The sequence below is a fragment of the Curtobacterium sp. MCLR17_007 genome, assembly GCF_003234655.2.
Taxonomy (GTDB): domain Bacteria; phylum Actinomycetota; class Actinomycetes; order Actinomycetales; family Microbacteriaceae; genus Curtobacterium.
The window spans coordinates 2,574,581-2,589,681 of the sequence record NZ_CP126271.1 but is presented as its reverse complement, the minus strand read 5'-3'; the positions used below and the strand labels follow the sequence as shown (position 1 = coordinate 2,589,681).

The following is a 15,101-nucleotide window of genomic DNA, read 5'->3' as shown; positions in this document are numbered from 1 at the left end:
CCGACCGGCACGAACCCGTCGGGCTCCCACGCTCCCGGCTCCGTCCCGGCCGACCCCATCCCCCCGGCCGACCCCATCCCCCTGCCGCGCCCGGCACCCCGAGCGCCGACACCGCACCCCGCCGACGCGGTCGCTGGAGCCGGTTCCGGAAGACGGGGTCCCTCGACATCCAGTCCAAGCTGCTGGTGATGCTGCTCGGGGTCAGCGTCCTCGCGGCCCTCGTGGTCGGTGCCGTCGGCTACGTGAACGGCCGCGACTCCCTGCAGGCGGCGGCGCTCAACCAGGTCACCTCGCTGCGCGAGTCCCGGATCACCGAACTCAAGCGGTCGTTCGACCAGTTCACGCAGACCGTGGTCTCGCAGAGCCGCAACGCCAGCGTGATCGGTGCGACGCAGGCCTTCGAGGCCGGGTGGCGTGACCTGCAGGACCAGCCGGTGACCTCGGCCGACCAGTCCGCGGTGGACGCCTGGTACCAGGACACCTTCGTGCCGCAGCTCGACCAGCGGAGCGGCGGCTCGGCGAACCCGGAGCAGTTCGCGCCGACGCGCGACCCGCAGACCTACCTCCAGGCGCGCTACACCGCCCCGTTCGACGACTACGACAAGGCCATCCAGCGCGACGACGCCGGCGACGGCAGCACGTGGAGCGCGGCACACGCGCAGTACCAGTCGTACTTCCGGCAGGCGGTGGACGCGCAGGGCTACGAGGACCTGCTGCTGATGAACACCGACGGCGACGTCGTCTACTCGGCCTACGGCGGTGCCGACCTCGGCTCGGACCTCGAGGACGGTCCGTACCGCGACTCGAACCTGGCCACCGGGTACGAGCAGGCCCTGCAGCTGACGAACTCCGACGCGGTCGTCGTGACGGACTTCGGACGGTACGTCCCGAGTCTCAACGTCCCGACCCTGTGGGTGATGAGCCCGGTGGCCGAGGACGGCCGCGTCATCGGCGTGATGGCGGTACAGGTGCCGGTCGACCTGATCACCCAGGTGATGACGGGCAACCAGGGCTGGAAGAACGACGGGCTCGGCGACACCGGCGAGTCGTACCTGGTCGGGGACGACAACCTGATGCGGTCCTACCCGCGGCAGCTCCTCGAGCACCCGAAGCAGTACCAGCAGGACGTGATCGCGGCGGGGACGGCACCGGCGACGGCGAAGCGCGAGGTCGCGGTCAAGGGCTCGGTGCTCCTGCAGCAGGTGAACACGACACCGGTCACCCGGGCGCTGCAGGGCAAGACGGGCACGGTGATCGCGAACGACTACCGCGGCAAGGAGACCCTGGCCGCCTACGCCCCGCTCGAGGTCGACGGGCTGCGGTGGGTGGTCGTGGCGCAGATGGACACCGCCGAGGCCTTCGCGCCGGTCAACGACTTCACGCGCAACATCGGGCTCGCCCTGGTCGGCATCATCGTGCTGGTGAGCCTGCTGTCGCTGCTGCTGGCGCAGGTGTTCGTCCGGCCGATCCGCCGACTGCAGACCGCGGTCAACCGGGTGAGCGCGGGCGAGATCGGCGTCGAGGTGAAGACGAAGCAGGGCGACGAGATCGGTGACCTCGGCCTGGCGTTCAATGACATGAGCCGGAGTCTCCGCGTGAAACAGGACCTGTTGGACGAGCAGCGGCGGCAGAACGACACCATGCTGCTGACGCTCATGCCGGAAGAGGTCGCGCGTCGCTACAAGCAGGGTGACGAGACGATCGCCGAGGACCACCAGGACGTCGCCGTCGTGTACGCGGACATCATCGGGATCGACGACTTCGCCGCGGGCCTGACCGCCGAGGAGTCGCTGTCACTGGTGAACGACGTCTGGCGTTCCTTCGACGAGGCGGCCGCCCGGCACGGGATCGAGCGGGTCCGGACCACCCGCAGCGGGTACCTGGCGAGCTGCGGCCTCAGTGTCCCGCGGGTCGACAACGTCCGCCGCGTGATCGAGTTCGCCGCCGAGGCCGAGGGGGTGCTCGAGCGCTTCAACGCGCAGCACGGCGCCTCGATCGCACTGCGTGCCGGCGTGGACACCGGTCAGGTCACGAGCGGCCTGGTCGGCCGGTCGAGCATCGTCTACGACATGTGGGGCGACGCGGTCAGCCTGGCGTACCGGGTGCAGGGCATCGCCCCGACGCCAGGTGTCTACGCGACGCAGCGCGTGGTCGACAAGCTCGGTGACCGCGCCGACGTGCGGGACGTCGGCGAGGTCCAGACCCAGTCCGGCCCGCAGCGCGTGTGGAAGCTCGATCGGCCGAGCGCATGACCGCCTTCTGGGAGCAGTCGTGGTTCTGGCCGGCGATCGTGGTGATCATCGGCCTGCCGGTGACGCTCCTGGTCCTCACCGAACTGCAGTCGAGCCTGCAGCGGCGTGGCAACGAGCTGTCCAAGATCGTCGGGTTGCTCCGGAACGCCGTGGTGCCGCTCATCGCCATCCTCATCCTGTCCGTGCAGGTCACGGACGCGGTGGACCCGGAGCAGCTCACCACGAACCGCATCATCGCGACGGTGCTGGGCTTCCTGGTCATCGTGTTCGTGCTGAACGGCCTGAACATCCTGCTGTTCACGAACGCGCGGAAGGGCAGCTGGCGCGAGAAGATCCCGTCGATCTTCGTCGACATCGGTCGGATCGTCCTCATCGCGCTCGGGCTCGCGCTGGTGTTCCGGCTGGTCTGGGACGCGGACGTCGGCGGCGTGTTCACCGCGCTCGGCGTCGGTTCGCTCGTCATCGGCCTCGCGCTGCAGTCCGCGGTCGGCCCGGTCATCGCCGGCCTGTTCCTGCTGTTCGAGCAGCCGTTCCGCCTGGGCGACTGGCTCGACGTCGGGGGCACGCGTGGTCGCGTCATCGAGGTGAACTGGCGGTCCGTCCACATCGAGACCGGCGACGGCATCCTGATCACCCCGAACTCGTCGCTGGCCGGTGCGTCCTTCACGAACCTGAGCCGGACCGGAGGCGCGTTCACGGTCTCGACGGAGGTCGCGTTCACGACGGATGACGCACCCGCGGCCGTGGTCGGCCTGCTCCAGCGGGTCGCGTCGAGCCTGCCCCAGGTGATCCCGGGGACGACACCGAGCGCCGTGCCGAAGGGCGGTCCCGCCTACGAGGTGTCCTTCGAGGTCCGCGGCCCGTCCCAGGAGGGGGCCGCCCTGGCCACCTTCCGGATGTGGCTCTGGTACGCCGCTCGGCGTGCCGGTCTCGGACTCGACGGCGACACCACCGACGACTTCGTCACCGACGAGCGTCGCGACGCCGCCCTCGCGACGATCTCGCCCACGCTGTACCTGACCGGTGACGACGCCCTGGCGCTCGCGCCCGTGGTCCGTCTCGAGCGGTACGCGGCGGGCGAGGTCATCTCCACGGTCGGCACGGTCCCGGACGCGGTGCGCTTCGTGCTCGCCGGCAGCGTCGAGCTGCGCGTGCCGTTCGAAGACGCGGAACTGCCGGCCAGCCGTGTCGAGGCCGGTGACTACCTCGGACAGACGGCGCTCACCCGCGAGGCCATGCTGACGACGGCGATCGCCCGGAACGAGGTCGCCGTCCTGGTCGTCCCCGCGACCGCGCTCGACCAGATCGTCCGGTCCACGCCGGCGCTCGCCCGGGACATGGGCGACGTGATCGACCGCCGCCGACACGAGGTCGCAGCCGCGGTGACGGCCCACGTCGAGTCGCAACGCGCACCGGCACGTCTTGATCGGTAACGGCCGCAGGAGCCCCGCCTAGACTCGGCGCGTGCGTTACGCGAACTCGGTCGTCGACCTCGTCGGCGACACCCCGCTCGTCAAGCTGAACCGCGTCACCGAGGGGATCCGGGCCACGGTCCTGGTCAAGGTCGAGTACCTGAACCCCGGCGGCTCGTCGAAGGACCGCATCGCGACGAGGATCCTCGACGCCGCCGAGGCTGCGGGGGACCTCGGCCCGGGTGGCACCATCGTCGAACCGACGTCCGGCAACACGGGCGTGGGGCTCGCGCTCGTGGCCCAGCAGCGCGGCTACCGGTGCGTGTTCGTGCTGCCGGACAAGGTCGGCGAGGACAAGCGGAACGTCCTGACGGCGTACGGCGCCGAGATCGTGGTCACACCGACCGCGGTCCCGCCCGACCACCCCGAGTCGTACTACTCGGTGTCCGACCGGCTCGTCCGCGAGATCCCCGGGGCCTACAAGCCGAACCAGTACGCCAACCCGAACGGTCCCCGGAGCCACTACGAGACGACCGGGCCGGAGATCTGGCGCGACACCGACCAGCGCATCACGCACTTCGTCGCCGGCGTCGGCACGGGCGGCACGATCTCGGGGACGGGGAAGTACCTCAAGGAAGCGTCGGACGGTCGGGTCCGGATCATCGGCGCCGACCCCGAGGGGTCCGTGTACTCCGGCGGCACGGGGCGTCCGTACCTGGTCGAGGGCGTCGGCGAGGACTTCTGGCCGAGCGCCTACGACCCGAGCGTCCCGGACGAGATCATCGCCGTGTCCGACGCCGAGTCCTTCGCCATGACCAGACGTCTGGCGCGCGAAGAGGGGCTGCTGGTCGGCGGCTCGAGCGGCATGGCGGTCGTCGCCGCGCTGCGCGCCGCACGTGACCTGACCGAGGACGACGTCGTCGTCGTGCTGCTGCCCGACGGCGGCCGCGGCTACCTCGGCAAGATCTTCAACGACCGGTGGATGCGCTCGTACGGCTTCGCCGAGACCGACGACGCCCGGACGGTCGGGTCGCTGATCGCGGGGAAGGACGGCCGCCTGCCGGACCTGGTCCACGCACACCCGGGCGACACCGTCCGCGAGGTCGTCGACATCATGTCGAAGTACGGCGTCTCGCAGATGCCGGTGCTCAGCGCGGAACCGCCCGTCGTGATCGGCGAGGTCATCGGCGCCGTCGCCGAGAAGGACCTGCTCGAGCAGGTCTTCACCGGCGCCGCGAAGATGGCCGATCGGGTCTCCGGATCCGTCGGTGACCCGTTGCCGCTCATCGGCATCGGCGAGTCGGTCTCCACGGCGCGACGGGCGCTGGAAGAGGTCGACGCGCTCCTCGTCGTCGAGGACGGCAAGCCCGTCACCGTGCTCACGCGACACGACCTGCTCACCTTCCTGTCGGAGTGATCCCGGCCGTGCGCGCACCGTGCGGTGCGCGCATGGCCGTGCCGAGCCTCCCGTCCGACACCCGAGCCCCACCTGGAGAACGCACCATGACCGAGTTCGACACCCGCGCCGTCCACGCCGGCCAGGAGCCCGACGGCCCGACCGGTGCCGTCATCCCGCCGCTGTACCTGACCTCGACGTACCTGCAGGACGGCATCGGGCAGATGCGGAACGGCTACGAGTACTCCCGCTCGGGCAACCCGACGCGCGACTCGCTGCAGACGCTGCTCGCCGACCTGGACGGCGGGGTGGCCGCGTACTCGTTCTCGTCCGGTCTGGCCGCCGAGGACGCCCTGCTCCGCGCCACCCTGGCCCCCGGCGCCCGCGTCGTGATGGGCAACGACGTCTACGGCGGCACGCACCGTCTCGTGGACCGCCTGCACGTCCCGTGGGGCGTCGAGCTCGTCGTCGTCGACATGAGCGACCCCGACCTCGTCCGTGCGGCGCTCGAGGGTGCCCCCGCGAAGACCGTCCTGTGGGTCGAGACCCCGACGAACCCGCTCATGAAGATCGCCGACGTGACGGCGCTCGCGGCGATCGGGCACGACGCCGGCGCGCTCGTCGTGGTGGACAACACGTTCGCGTCCCCGGCCCTGCAGCAGCCCCTCGCACTCGGTGCCGACGTCGTGGTCTACTCGACGACGAAGTACCTCGGCGGGCACTCCGACATCGTCGGCGGGGCCGTGGTGCTCCGCGACGCCGAGCTCGCCGAGCTGGTCGGCTTCGTGCAGTTCGGTGCCGGGGCCATCTCGTCGCCGTTCGACGCGTGGTTGACGATCCGCGGGATCAAGACGCTGTCGGTCCGCATGGAGCGGCACTCGCGGAACGCCCAGGCGGTCGCCGAGTCCCTCGTGGGCAACCCAGCCGTCGAGCGTGTGTACTGGCCGGGACTCGCCGACCACCCGGGGCACGACGTCGCGGCGCGGCAGATGCGCGGGTTCGGGGGCATGCTCTCGGTCGCGCTCGCCGGTGGACCCGAGGCCGCCAAGCGCTTCGCGGAGTCGACCGAGGTGTTCGCCCTCGCCGAGTCGCTCGGCGGCGTGGAGTCGCTCATCGGGTACCCGAGCGAGATGACCCACGCCTCGGTCAAGGGCACGGAGCTCGCGGTGCCGGAGAACCTGGTGCGGCTCTCCGTCGGGATCGAGGACGCGGGCGACCTGGTCGCCGACGTGCAGCAGGCGCTGCGCCGGTAGCCGCGTCACCCGTCGGCCCTACGATGAGCCTGGTGACGACGACGGTGACGCGGACGACCTTGTTCAGTCGGGGCTACGCGCTCCCGACCATCGGCATGGTCGCGATCGTCGCCGTCTCGGCGTTCCAGAACCTGGCAATGACGACGATCATGCCGGAGATCAGCCGAGACCTGCGCGGCGAGACCCTGTACTCGCTGAGCTTCGCGGCGCCGCTCGCGGCCGGCGTGCCCGGGATGGTGCTCGCGGGGAACTGGACCGACCGCGCGGGCGGCCGGGTGGTCGCGTGGGTCTCCGCAGCGCTCTTCGCCATCGGCACGGCGATCGTCATGCTCGCCCCGACGATGCCGGTGTTCCTGGCCGGTCGACTGGTCGAGGGCTTCGGGGCCGGTGCGATCGACGTCGTGCTCTACGTGCTCGTGGCCAGGATCTTCCCCGAGGACCTGCACGGCCCGGTGTTCGCCGGGTTCGCCGCCGCCTGGGTCGTCCCCGCGCTCGTCGGTCCCGCGCTCGCCGGCATCGTCACCGACCTGTTCAGCTGGCACTGGGTCTTCGCGGGTGCCCTCGTGATCGCCGTCTCCGCCTTCGCGCTGCTGGTCCCGACGCTCGGCCGCCTGCACCCGCCCGCCGTCGAGCGCCGCCCGCCGTGGCAGCGCGGACGGATCGCCTGGTCGGCCGGTGCCGCGGTCGCGGTCCTGCTGCTCAACGTCGCTCCCGACCTGCCGGTGGTCCTGCGGGTCGTCTCCGTCGTGGTCGGCGTCGCCGGTGCCTGGTTCGCCCTGCGACCACTGCTCCCGCGCCGTACCCTGACCGCGGCGCCGGGCCTGCCCTCGGTGGTGCTGCTGCGCGGCGTCCTCGCCGCGGGGTTCTTCGGCAGCGAGGCGTACGTGCCCTTCCTGCTGCAGGCCCAGCACGGGCTGTCGCCGTCGGCCGCCGGGCTCGCACTCACCGTCGCCGCGCTCAGCTGGGCCGGCGCGAGCTGGGTGCACGGTCGGTTGGGGGAGCGACGGCTCCCCGCTGCCCGTGCGTTCGGCGTCGGTCTCGGCCTGGTGCTGGTCAGCCTGGTCGCGGCCCTCGCCGTCGCACTCGCCGACCTGCCCGCGTGGGTGCTCGTCGCCGGCTGGTTCGTGGGCGGTGCCGGCATGGGGGTGGCGTACCCGCGCACGTCGATGCTCACCCTGCGCTTCTCGACCGAGGGCGACGACGGCTTCGCGAGCTCCGCCTTGACGATCGCCGACGCCTCCGGCAGCGTGGTCGGGCTCGCGGTCGCGGGACTGCTGTTCACGGCGCTCGGCGGGCGCTCGGACCCCCTGGCCTTCGCCGCGGTCTTCGCCGCGATGATCGTCGTCGCCCTGGTGGGGCTGTTCGCGGTCCGCCGGCTGGGCCCCGTGCCGCCACCGGCCTCCTCCGCGGGGAACGGGTAGCGTGGTGGGTCCACGACGAGGAGGAACCGTGCGCCGCACCCTGGTCTCCGCCGCTCTGGCGGTCATCGCCGTCGTCGTGATGACCGGGTGCACAGGGACGACCAGTGCCGCGCCGACTCCGGTGCAGAGCACGGACCTCACGAGCTCGGACGGCGGCTTCGACCAGCACGCCGTGGTCGGCGTGCTGCTGCTGTCCGCGGCCGCCACGCCGGGGCCCACGTCGGGCGGCGTCGCGCTGCCCGACCGGTTCCGGTCCGACCTGACGACCGCGGGGTTCCGTCCGGACGTCCGGGTGGCCAGCGCGACCGACCCGGCGACGTCCCAGGTGCGCGACGTCCGGGCCCTCGTGCAGCGTGGGGCGAAGGCACTGTTCGTTGAGGCCGCCGATCCCGACGCCCTCACCGGTGCCGTCCAGACCGCGCACGACGCCGGTGTGGTCGTCATCGCCCTCGGTGACCCGCTGCCGTCGTCCGGCACGGGTGGCGACGGACTCGCGACCGACTACCGGGTGCAGGGCACCGACTCCGACGCGGCCATGGTCGGCAAGGCCGTCGCGGTCGTCGAGTCACTGCAGCGCGGCAAGAAGCCCGCGGGCGACTGAGCCCTGCGGGAACGGGTCGGTCGCGGGCTGGGCACAAGCCCCCGTGCTCCGCTTCACGGCTCGGACCCAGTCGGCCGATGCGCATCACAGCAACGACGCGGATCCGGGGCTGAACACAGCGACAGCTTCACCCCCCGGACGGGTGACATGGCAGGTCGGTGGTTCCACTGACTGTCTGTTGGTTCGCGGAACTTACTACAGTCAGCTCACTCCATACCAGGCAGTTCCCGAGAGGACCCGACGTGCAACGACGCTCTCCCACTCCCTCCACCCGCAGGCGCCTCACCGCGCTCGCCGTCACGACCGCCGCCTGCACCGTCGGCGCGGTGCTGTTCGCCGGCGGTCCAGCCGACGCCGCGACCCGCCAGGTCCTGCCCGACTCCGTCCCGACCTGGGCGACGGCACCGAACGACGCTGGCACGGTCGCCGCGTCCACCGACGTCGAGGGCGAGGTCTACCTGCCCCTGAAGAACCAGGCCGGCGCCGAGGCGCTCGCGACCGCGGTGTCCACCCCGGGTTCCCCGCAGTACCGCAAGCCGCTCACCCCCGCGGCCTGGATCGCCGCGTACGCGCCGAGCAAGGCCGATGCCGACCAGGTCACGGGCTTCCTGCGCGCACAGGGCCTGTCGATCACCGCCGTGCCCGCCAGCCACGAGTACGTGGTGTTCCGGGGAGCGGCCTCGGTCGTGGACTCGGTGCTCGGGACGACCCTGCACTCCTACCGCCACGCGCAGCAGACGCTGGTGGCACCGTCCACCGCACCGAGCCTCCCGGCATCCATCGCCGGACTCGTCAGCGGCGTCAGCGTCGACCAGGGACGGCTGCTGACCCACCCGGAGCTCGTCGAGCAGGGCCAGGAGCCCGCCTCGTCGACCCCGACCCGGTCGCTGCGCCAGCAGGCGACCACCCCGACCGGGATCAACGCCCAGTGCTCCTCGTACGCGGGCGAGCACACCGCGACCGTCCCGTCCGCGTACGGCAAGACCGTGGTGCCGACCTTCGCCTGCGGCTACGGCCCGTCGCAGCTCCGCTCGGCGTACGGCGTCGACGCGCTCGCCGCGAAGGGCGTGTCGGGCCAGGGGCAGACCGTCGCGATCATCGACGCGTACGCCTCGCCGACGATCATCCACGACACCAACTCCTACTCGCAGCAGCACGGCGAGCCCCAGCTGACGGGCGCCACCTTCGAGCAGCGCATCCCGTCGCCGTCGCAGTTCACCGACCAGGTGCTCTGCCAGCAGCCCAGCGGCTGGCAGGGTGAGGAGACCCTCGACGTGCAGTCCGTGCACGCGGTGGCCCCCTCGGCCAAGATCCTCTACGTCGGTGGTACGAACTGCGGTGGCGGCCTCGACGTCGCGATGTCGAAGATCCTCGACCAGGGCCTGGCCTCGCTCGTCAGCAACAGCTACGGCGACGTCGGCGAGAACGTCCCGCTGTCGAGCATCCGCGGTCAGGAGAACCTGCACATCCAGGCCGCCGGTGAGGGCATCGGCCTGTACTTCTCGAGCGGTGACCACGGCGACGAGTCCGCGGCGCTCGGCAGTGCGCAGCCGGACTTCCCGGCCTCGAGCCCGTGGGTGACCTCGGTGGGTGGTACGAGCCTCGGCATCGACAAGACCGGCAAGAAGTCGTTCGAGACCGGTTGGGGTGACCTGCTCGACCAGATCGTGAGCAGCCCCCGCGGCAACGTCTACTCCGCGGCACTCCCCGGCAACCTCGACGGTGGTGGCGCCGGCGGTGGCCAGAGCACGCTGTTCGACCAGCCCGCGTACCAGAAGGGCGTCGTCCCGGCGTCCCTGGCCGGCGGCAAGCGCGTCTCGCCCGACCTGGCCGCGCTGGCCGACCCGTACACCGGGTTCTCGATCGGCATCCGCCCGATCACGGACGACGCAACCCTCAAGGCCGGCCAGTTCGTGAACGAGACGTACGGCGGCACGTCGCTCGCGTCGCCGATCACCGCGGCGCTGTCGGCCATCGTGCAGCAGTCGACCAACGTCCGCCTCGGCTTCGCGAACCCGACGCTGTACGCAACCTACCGTGCGACACCGTCGGCCTTCGCCGACGTCACGTCGCCGCGGTCGCCGCTCGCCCTGGCCTACACCAGCGCGACCAGTGGGCACGACTTCCTGGTCACGCTCGACCACGACACGTCGCTGACCACGGCCAAGGGCTACGACGACGTCACCGGGCTCGGCGCGGTGTCCTTCACCGGGATGAGCCAGGTCGCGCATCACTGACGTGACCACCTGAACGACGGGAGGCCCGGTGCCAGCTGGCACCGGGCCTCCCGTCCGTCCGTGTGACGGTCTCGGGCGTCGCGTCAGCTCCACCAAGCCGGGAACGACTGCGTGATCGTGTCGACGAGCGCCTTGCGGGAACGCCGGGGACCGGCGAGCCACGCCTCGATCGCGCCGACGAAGCCCTGCGCGACGAAGCCCGCGGCGACGTCGTCGAGCAGCTCGGGCCGGGTGGCGGGGTCGAGTTCGCGGATGTGGATCGCGCTCGAGACCGTGAAGTGCTCGACGAGCAACCGGTGCAACGAGGCGTCGTTCGCGTCGGGCAGCGCCCGCAGGTAGATCTCCCGGTGCGTGACCACGTGCTCGACGACGGCGTTGATCCCGCGTCGGGTGATCGCGGCGAGTTCGTCCCGGCCGGCACCACGCTCGGCAGCCACGCGCCGCGCATCGGAGTCCTCGGCGCGGATCTCGTCGAGCTCGGGCGTCAGGACGTCCGCGAGCAGCGAGCCGGGTGAGACCGCGTGGGAGTAGAACGTCGCACGGTTGATCCCGGCGGCGCGGGTGACGTCGGCGACGGTGATCTCGGAGACGGGTCGGCCCGCCGCGAGACGCAGGATGGCCTCGCGCAGGGCTGCCGTCGTGTGCAGGATCCGAGCGTCGACCATGACGCGCACCCCCTCTTCCGTGCTGACCCGGGGGATCCCGGGCGGTACGACGGTACCGCAGCCCGGAGTCTGGGCCGTTCGTCGTGTCGCTCGACACGCGGCAACGACCGGCAGCGGGTGTCGCGATGCCCGGCTTCGGTCATAGGATGGTTCCACGGCCGAATCGTTTCGATCGACGCCGACGCCGCTCCGCCGACCGCCCCTCACCGCCGAAGGACACTGCTGTGACCGCGCCCGCGACCACCGGTTCGATCCGGGTCATCCTGCACCCCGGGGACTCCCTGACCCGCGCCCAGCGCCTCGTCTACGTCTTCGTCCTCGGTGCCCTGACCGCGCTCGGGCCGTTCACGATCGACCTCTACCTGCCGGCGTTCCCCTCGCTGAAGGAGCAGTTCGGCGTCACCGACGGGGCGGTCCAGCTCACGCTGACGGCCACCACGCTCGGCTTCGCCGCCGGGCAGCTGCTCGTCGGTCCCTGGAGCGACAAGGTCGGTCGTCGGCTCCCGCTCATCATCGCGACGACGGTGCACATCGCCGCGTCCATCGGTGCCGCGACCGCGCCGGACATCGAGCTGCTGGGGCTGTTCCGCGTCCTGCAGGGGATGGGTGCCGCGGCCGGCGGTGTCGTCGCGATGGCCACGGTCCGCGACCTGTTCGGCGGCAAGCCCCTCGTGCGCATGCTCTCGCGGCTGGCGATGGTGAACGGGCTCGCGCCGATCCTCGCCCCGCTCATCGGGTCGCAGATGCTCCGGTTCACCAGCTGGCGCGGCATCTTCGTGTTCCTGGCCTGCTACGGCCTGGCGGTGGTGATCGCGTCGATCCTGCTCATCGTCGAGACCCTGCCGCCGGCCCGCCGCCGAGAGGCCGGACACTCCACGATGCGCCAGCGCTACCGCGCGCTGTTCACGGACCGGATCTTCGTCGGCGTGGCGCTCATCGGTGCGATGGTGTTCAGCGGGCTGTTCTCGTACCTCAGCGCGTCGCCGTTCCTGTTCCAGGGCGTGTACGGGCTGAACGCGCAGCAGTACGGGCTGCTGTTCGCGGTGAACTCGATCGGGGTCGTCCTCGGCGTGCAGATCTCGGCGCGGCTCGCGCAGCGTGTCGGCCCGCAGTGGATCCTGGCGTGCTCGACGGCGACGCTGCTCCTGGCCTCGACCGCGATCATCGTGCTCGACCTGCTCGGTGCCGGGCTCGTCGGGGTCCTCGTGCCGCTGTGGTTCTTCATCGCGGCGTGCGGCTTCTCGTTCCCGCTCGTGCAGGTCATCGGTCTCGCCTCCCACGGGAAAGAGGCGGGGACGGCGGCCTCGGTTCTCGGCGCGCTGAACTTCGGTGTCGCCGGGCTGATCTCGCCGATCGTCGGCTTGCTCGGGATCACGCAGGCGGCACCGATGGCCGCGGTGATGGCCAGCACCGCCGCAGTGGCGGTCCTGTTGCTGTGGTTCGTGGTGCGGCCGAGGTCGGTGCCTGCGCTGACGCACTGAGGCGCGCGGGACGGGCGTGCATGGGCTGCTCGGGCGGGCGGGCGGGCGGGCGGGCAACTGTCTGGTGTGTGTGCATGTTCCGACACGGCAGGGGTTGTTCGCGTTGTGCGGTGTCGTCTGATGCGGAGGTATCCGGTGCGTGTGCATGTTCCGACACGGCAGAGGTCGTTCGCGGTGTGCGGTGTCGTCTGATGCGGATGCATCCGGATCGCTCGCGACACGAGCCGGGCGCAGAGCCGGGTCCGTCCCTAGGCTGAGCGCATGAGCGACGCGGTGGAGCAGGCACGAGCGGCGGCCGAGGCAGCACGGGCAGCGGCGGACGAGGCACGACGACTCGCCGACGAAGCAGTCGCCCGCGCCGAGGAGCTCGCCGCGGCGCTGGCCCAGGCAACACCGACCCCGGCGACCCCCGCACCGGAAGCGCCGCCAGCGCCGCCAGCGCCGCCAGCGCCGCCAGCGCCGCCAGCGCCGCCAGCGCCGGACGCACCACCCGCGCCGGACGCACCGCCCGCACCGCCCGCACCACCCGCGCCGGACGAACCGGAAGCGCCGCCAGCGCCGGACGCACCACCCGCACCACCCGCACCGGACGCCCCTGCGGCCCCGGACGCGCCCACCCCGGGCCCGACGGCTGCGACGCCGACCGGCACCGAGCCTCCCGTCGGTCCGCTCGGCGACGCCGCGGTCGCCGCGATCCGCGACGGGTACGCCGTCGACGGCAGCGCGCTGGAGCTCGGCGCCCTGGTCAACGGCGCCGCCCTGCCGGACGTCCAGGTGCGCATCCCGCTCGGCATGCTCAACCGCCACGGGCTCGTCGCCGGTGCCACCGGGACGGGCAAGACCCGCACGCTGCAGGTCCTCGCGGAGCAGATCGCGGCGAACGGCGTGCCGGTGTTCGCTGCCGACATCAAGGGCGACCTGTCCGGGTTGGCGGTCGCGGGGACGAGCAGCGACAAGCTCCTGGCGCGCACGGCCGGGATCGGCCAGGACTGGACCCCCGCCGCCAGCCAGGCCGAGTTCTACTCGCTCGGCGGCCAGGGCTCCGGCGTGCCGATCCGGGCGACGGTGTCGGGCTTCGGGCCCCTGCTGCTCGCGAAGGCCCTCGGGCTCAACGCCACCCAGGAGTCCTCCCTCGGTCTGGTGTTCCACTACGCCGAACAGGCCGGGCTGCCGCTCGTCGACCTCACGGACCTGCGGAGCGTCCTGACCTTCCTGGTGAGCGACGAAGGCAAGCCGGAACTGGCCGACCTCGGCGGGCTGTCGAAGCAGACGGTCGGGGTCATCCTCCGCGAGCTCATCACCTTCGCCGACCGGGGTGCCGACCGGTTCTTCGGCGAGCCGGAGATCGACACGCAGGTCTTCCTCCGGACGACGGCGGACGGGCGCGGGATCGTCAGCCTCCTCGAGGTCCCCGGCGTGCAGGACCAGCCCGAGGTGTTCTCGACCTTCCTGATGTGGCTGCTCGCGGACCTGTTCAACGAGCTGCCCGAGGTCGGCGACCAGGACAAGCCGAAGCTCGTGTTCTTCTTCGACGAGGCGCACCTGCTGTTCACCGGTGCGTCGAAGGACTTCCTCGAGCAGATCGTGCGCACCGTGCGGCTGATCCGGTCGAAGGGTGTCGGCATCTTCTTCGTGACGCAGACCCCGAAGGACGTGCCGAACGACGTCCTGGCGCAGCTCGGCTCGCGCGTGCAGCACCAGCTCCGAGCGCACACCCCGGACGATGCGAAGGCCCTGCGTGCGACCGTGTCCACCTACCCGACCAGCGACTACGACCTCGGTGAGGTCCTCACCTCCCTCGCCACGGGCGAGGCCATCGTCACGGTCATGAACGAGAAGGGCGCGCCGACCCCGGTCGCCTGGACCCGCTTGCGCGCGCCGCGCGGATCGATGGAGCCGATGCCGTCGGCCGACCTGGAGGCCCGGGTCACCGCGTCCCCGCTGCTCGCCACCTACGGCACCCGCGTCGACCCCGACTCGGCCCACGAGATGCTCGCCCGCCGCATGGAGGCCGCCGCTGCGCAGGCTGCCGCCGCGGACGCACGCGAGGCGGCCGAGGCCGCCGCCGCCGACGCGGAGAAGGAGGCCGCACGCGCGGCCGCCGCCGCGGCGAAGCAGGCGGCCGCCGACGCGAAGCGCGAGGCACGCGAGCACGCGACGGCGCAGCGCGAGTACGAGCGGACGCAGCGGGAGTTCGAGCAGGCGGAGCGTGCTGCCGAGGCCCGTCGGTCGCGCGGCTCGTCGCGCTCGGGCACCCGGACGACGTCGAAGCGTCGGACGACGGACCCGCTGTCCGACCTGCTCGGTGGCGGCCTCGGCGGCACCATCGCGAAAGAGGTGGTGCAGGGGATCTTCTCGACCCTGCGCCGACGCCGCTGACGCC

General features: G+C 71.8%; 10 protein-coding genes. 9 read left to right on the top strand and 1 reads right to left on the bottom strand.

Annotated features, from left to right (window positions below; genetic code table 11):
* The first annotated feature begins 188 nt into the window (after nucleotides 1-188).
* From DEJ13_RS12185 to DEJ13_RS12155, 7 genes are all read left to right on the top strand, one after another.
* Nucleotides 189-2,252 (top strand): adenylate/guanylate cyclase domain-containing protein, encoded by a 2,064-nt coding sequence (locus DEJ13_RS12185; RefSeq protein WP_284158078.1) that lies wholly within the window; start codon nucleotides 189-191, stop codon nucleotides 2,250-2,252.
* Entirely contained in the window at nucleotides 2,249-3,685 is a 1,437-nt protein-coding gene (locus tag DEJ13_RS12180) for a mechanosensitive ion channel domain-containing protein (protein ID WP_111108224.1), read from the top strand. Before DEJ13_RS12185 ends, DEJ13_RS12180 begins: the two co-directional genes overlap by 4 nt.
* Nucleotides 3,686-3,716: 31 nt before the next feature.
* Nucleotides 3,717-5,081 carry a cystathionine beta-synthase gene (locus tag DEJ13_RS12175; protein WP_111108223.1) on the top strand — a complete coding sequence of 455 codons (1,365 nt, stop codon included), beginning with the start codon at nucleotides 3,717-3,719 and terminating at the stop codon, nucleotides 5,079-5,081.
* Between the two features lie 86 nt (nucleotides 5,082-5,167).
* Nucleotides 5,168-6,313 carry a cystathionine gamma-synthase gene (locus DEJ13_RS12170; RefSeq protein ID WP_111108222.1) on the top strand — a complete coding sequence of 382 codons (1,146 nt, stop codon included), beginning with the start codon at nucleotides 5,168-5,170 and terminating at the stop codon, nucleotides 6,311-6,313.
* Between the two features lie 32 nt (nucleotides 6,314-6,345).
* A complete protein-coding gene (locus tag DEJ13_RS12165; RefSeq protein ID WP_056118796.1) occupies nucleotides 6,346-7,734 on the top strand; it encodes an MFS transporter in 1,389 nt (462 codons plus the stop codon).
* A gap of 28 nt (nucleotides 7,735-7,762) precedes the next feature.
* The gene (locus DEJ13_RS12160; protein ID WP_111108220.1) at nucleotides 7,763-8,335 is read left to right on the top strand and encodes a substrate-binding domain-containing protein; all 573 of its coding nucleotides are present in this window, start codon (nucleotides 7,763-7,765) and stop codon (nucleotides 8,333-8,335) included.
* Between the two features lie 242 nt (nucleotides 8,336-8,577).
* On the top strand, nucleotides 8,578-10,572 hold the full coding sequence (locus tag DEJ13_RS12155) for a S53 family peptidase (protein WP_258374225.1): 1,995 nt from the start codon (nucleotides 8,578-8,580) through the stop codon (nucleotides 10,570-10,572).
* 83 nt (nucleotides 10,573-10,655) lie between these two features.
* Here the strand turns inward: DEJ13_RS12155 and DEJ13_RS12150 are convergent, their stop codons facing one another.
* On the bottom strand, nucleotides 10,656-11,237 hold the full coding sequence (locus DEJ13_RS12150) for a TetR/AcrR family transcriptional regulator (protein WP_146245337.1): 582 nt from the start codon (nucleotides 11,235-11,237) through the stop codon (nucleotides 10,656-10,658).
* A 251-nt stretch (nucleotides 11,238-11,488) separates the two neighbouring features.
* Here DEJ13_RS12150 and DEJ13_RS12145 point away from each other — a divergent pair, with 251 nt between their 5' ends.
* A complete protein-coding gene (locus DEJ13_RS12145) occupies nucleotides 11,489-12,718 on the top strand; it encodes a multidrug effflux MFS transporter (RefSeq protein ID WP_111108226.1) in 1,230 nt (409 codons plus the stop codon).
* A 261-nt stretch (nucleotides 12,719-12,979) separates the two neighbouring features.
* Nucleotides 12,980-15,097, top strand: a complete 2,118-nt coding sequence (locus tag DEJ13_RS12140; RefSeq protein ID WP_111106540.1) for a helicase HerA-like domain-containing protein — start codon at nucleotides 12,980-12,982, stop codon at nucleotides 15,095-15,097.
* Nucleotides 15,098-15,101: the final 4 nt, after the last annotated feature.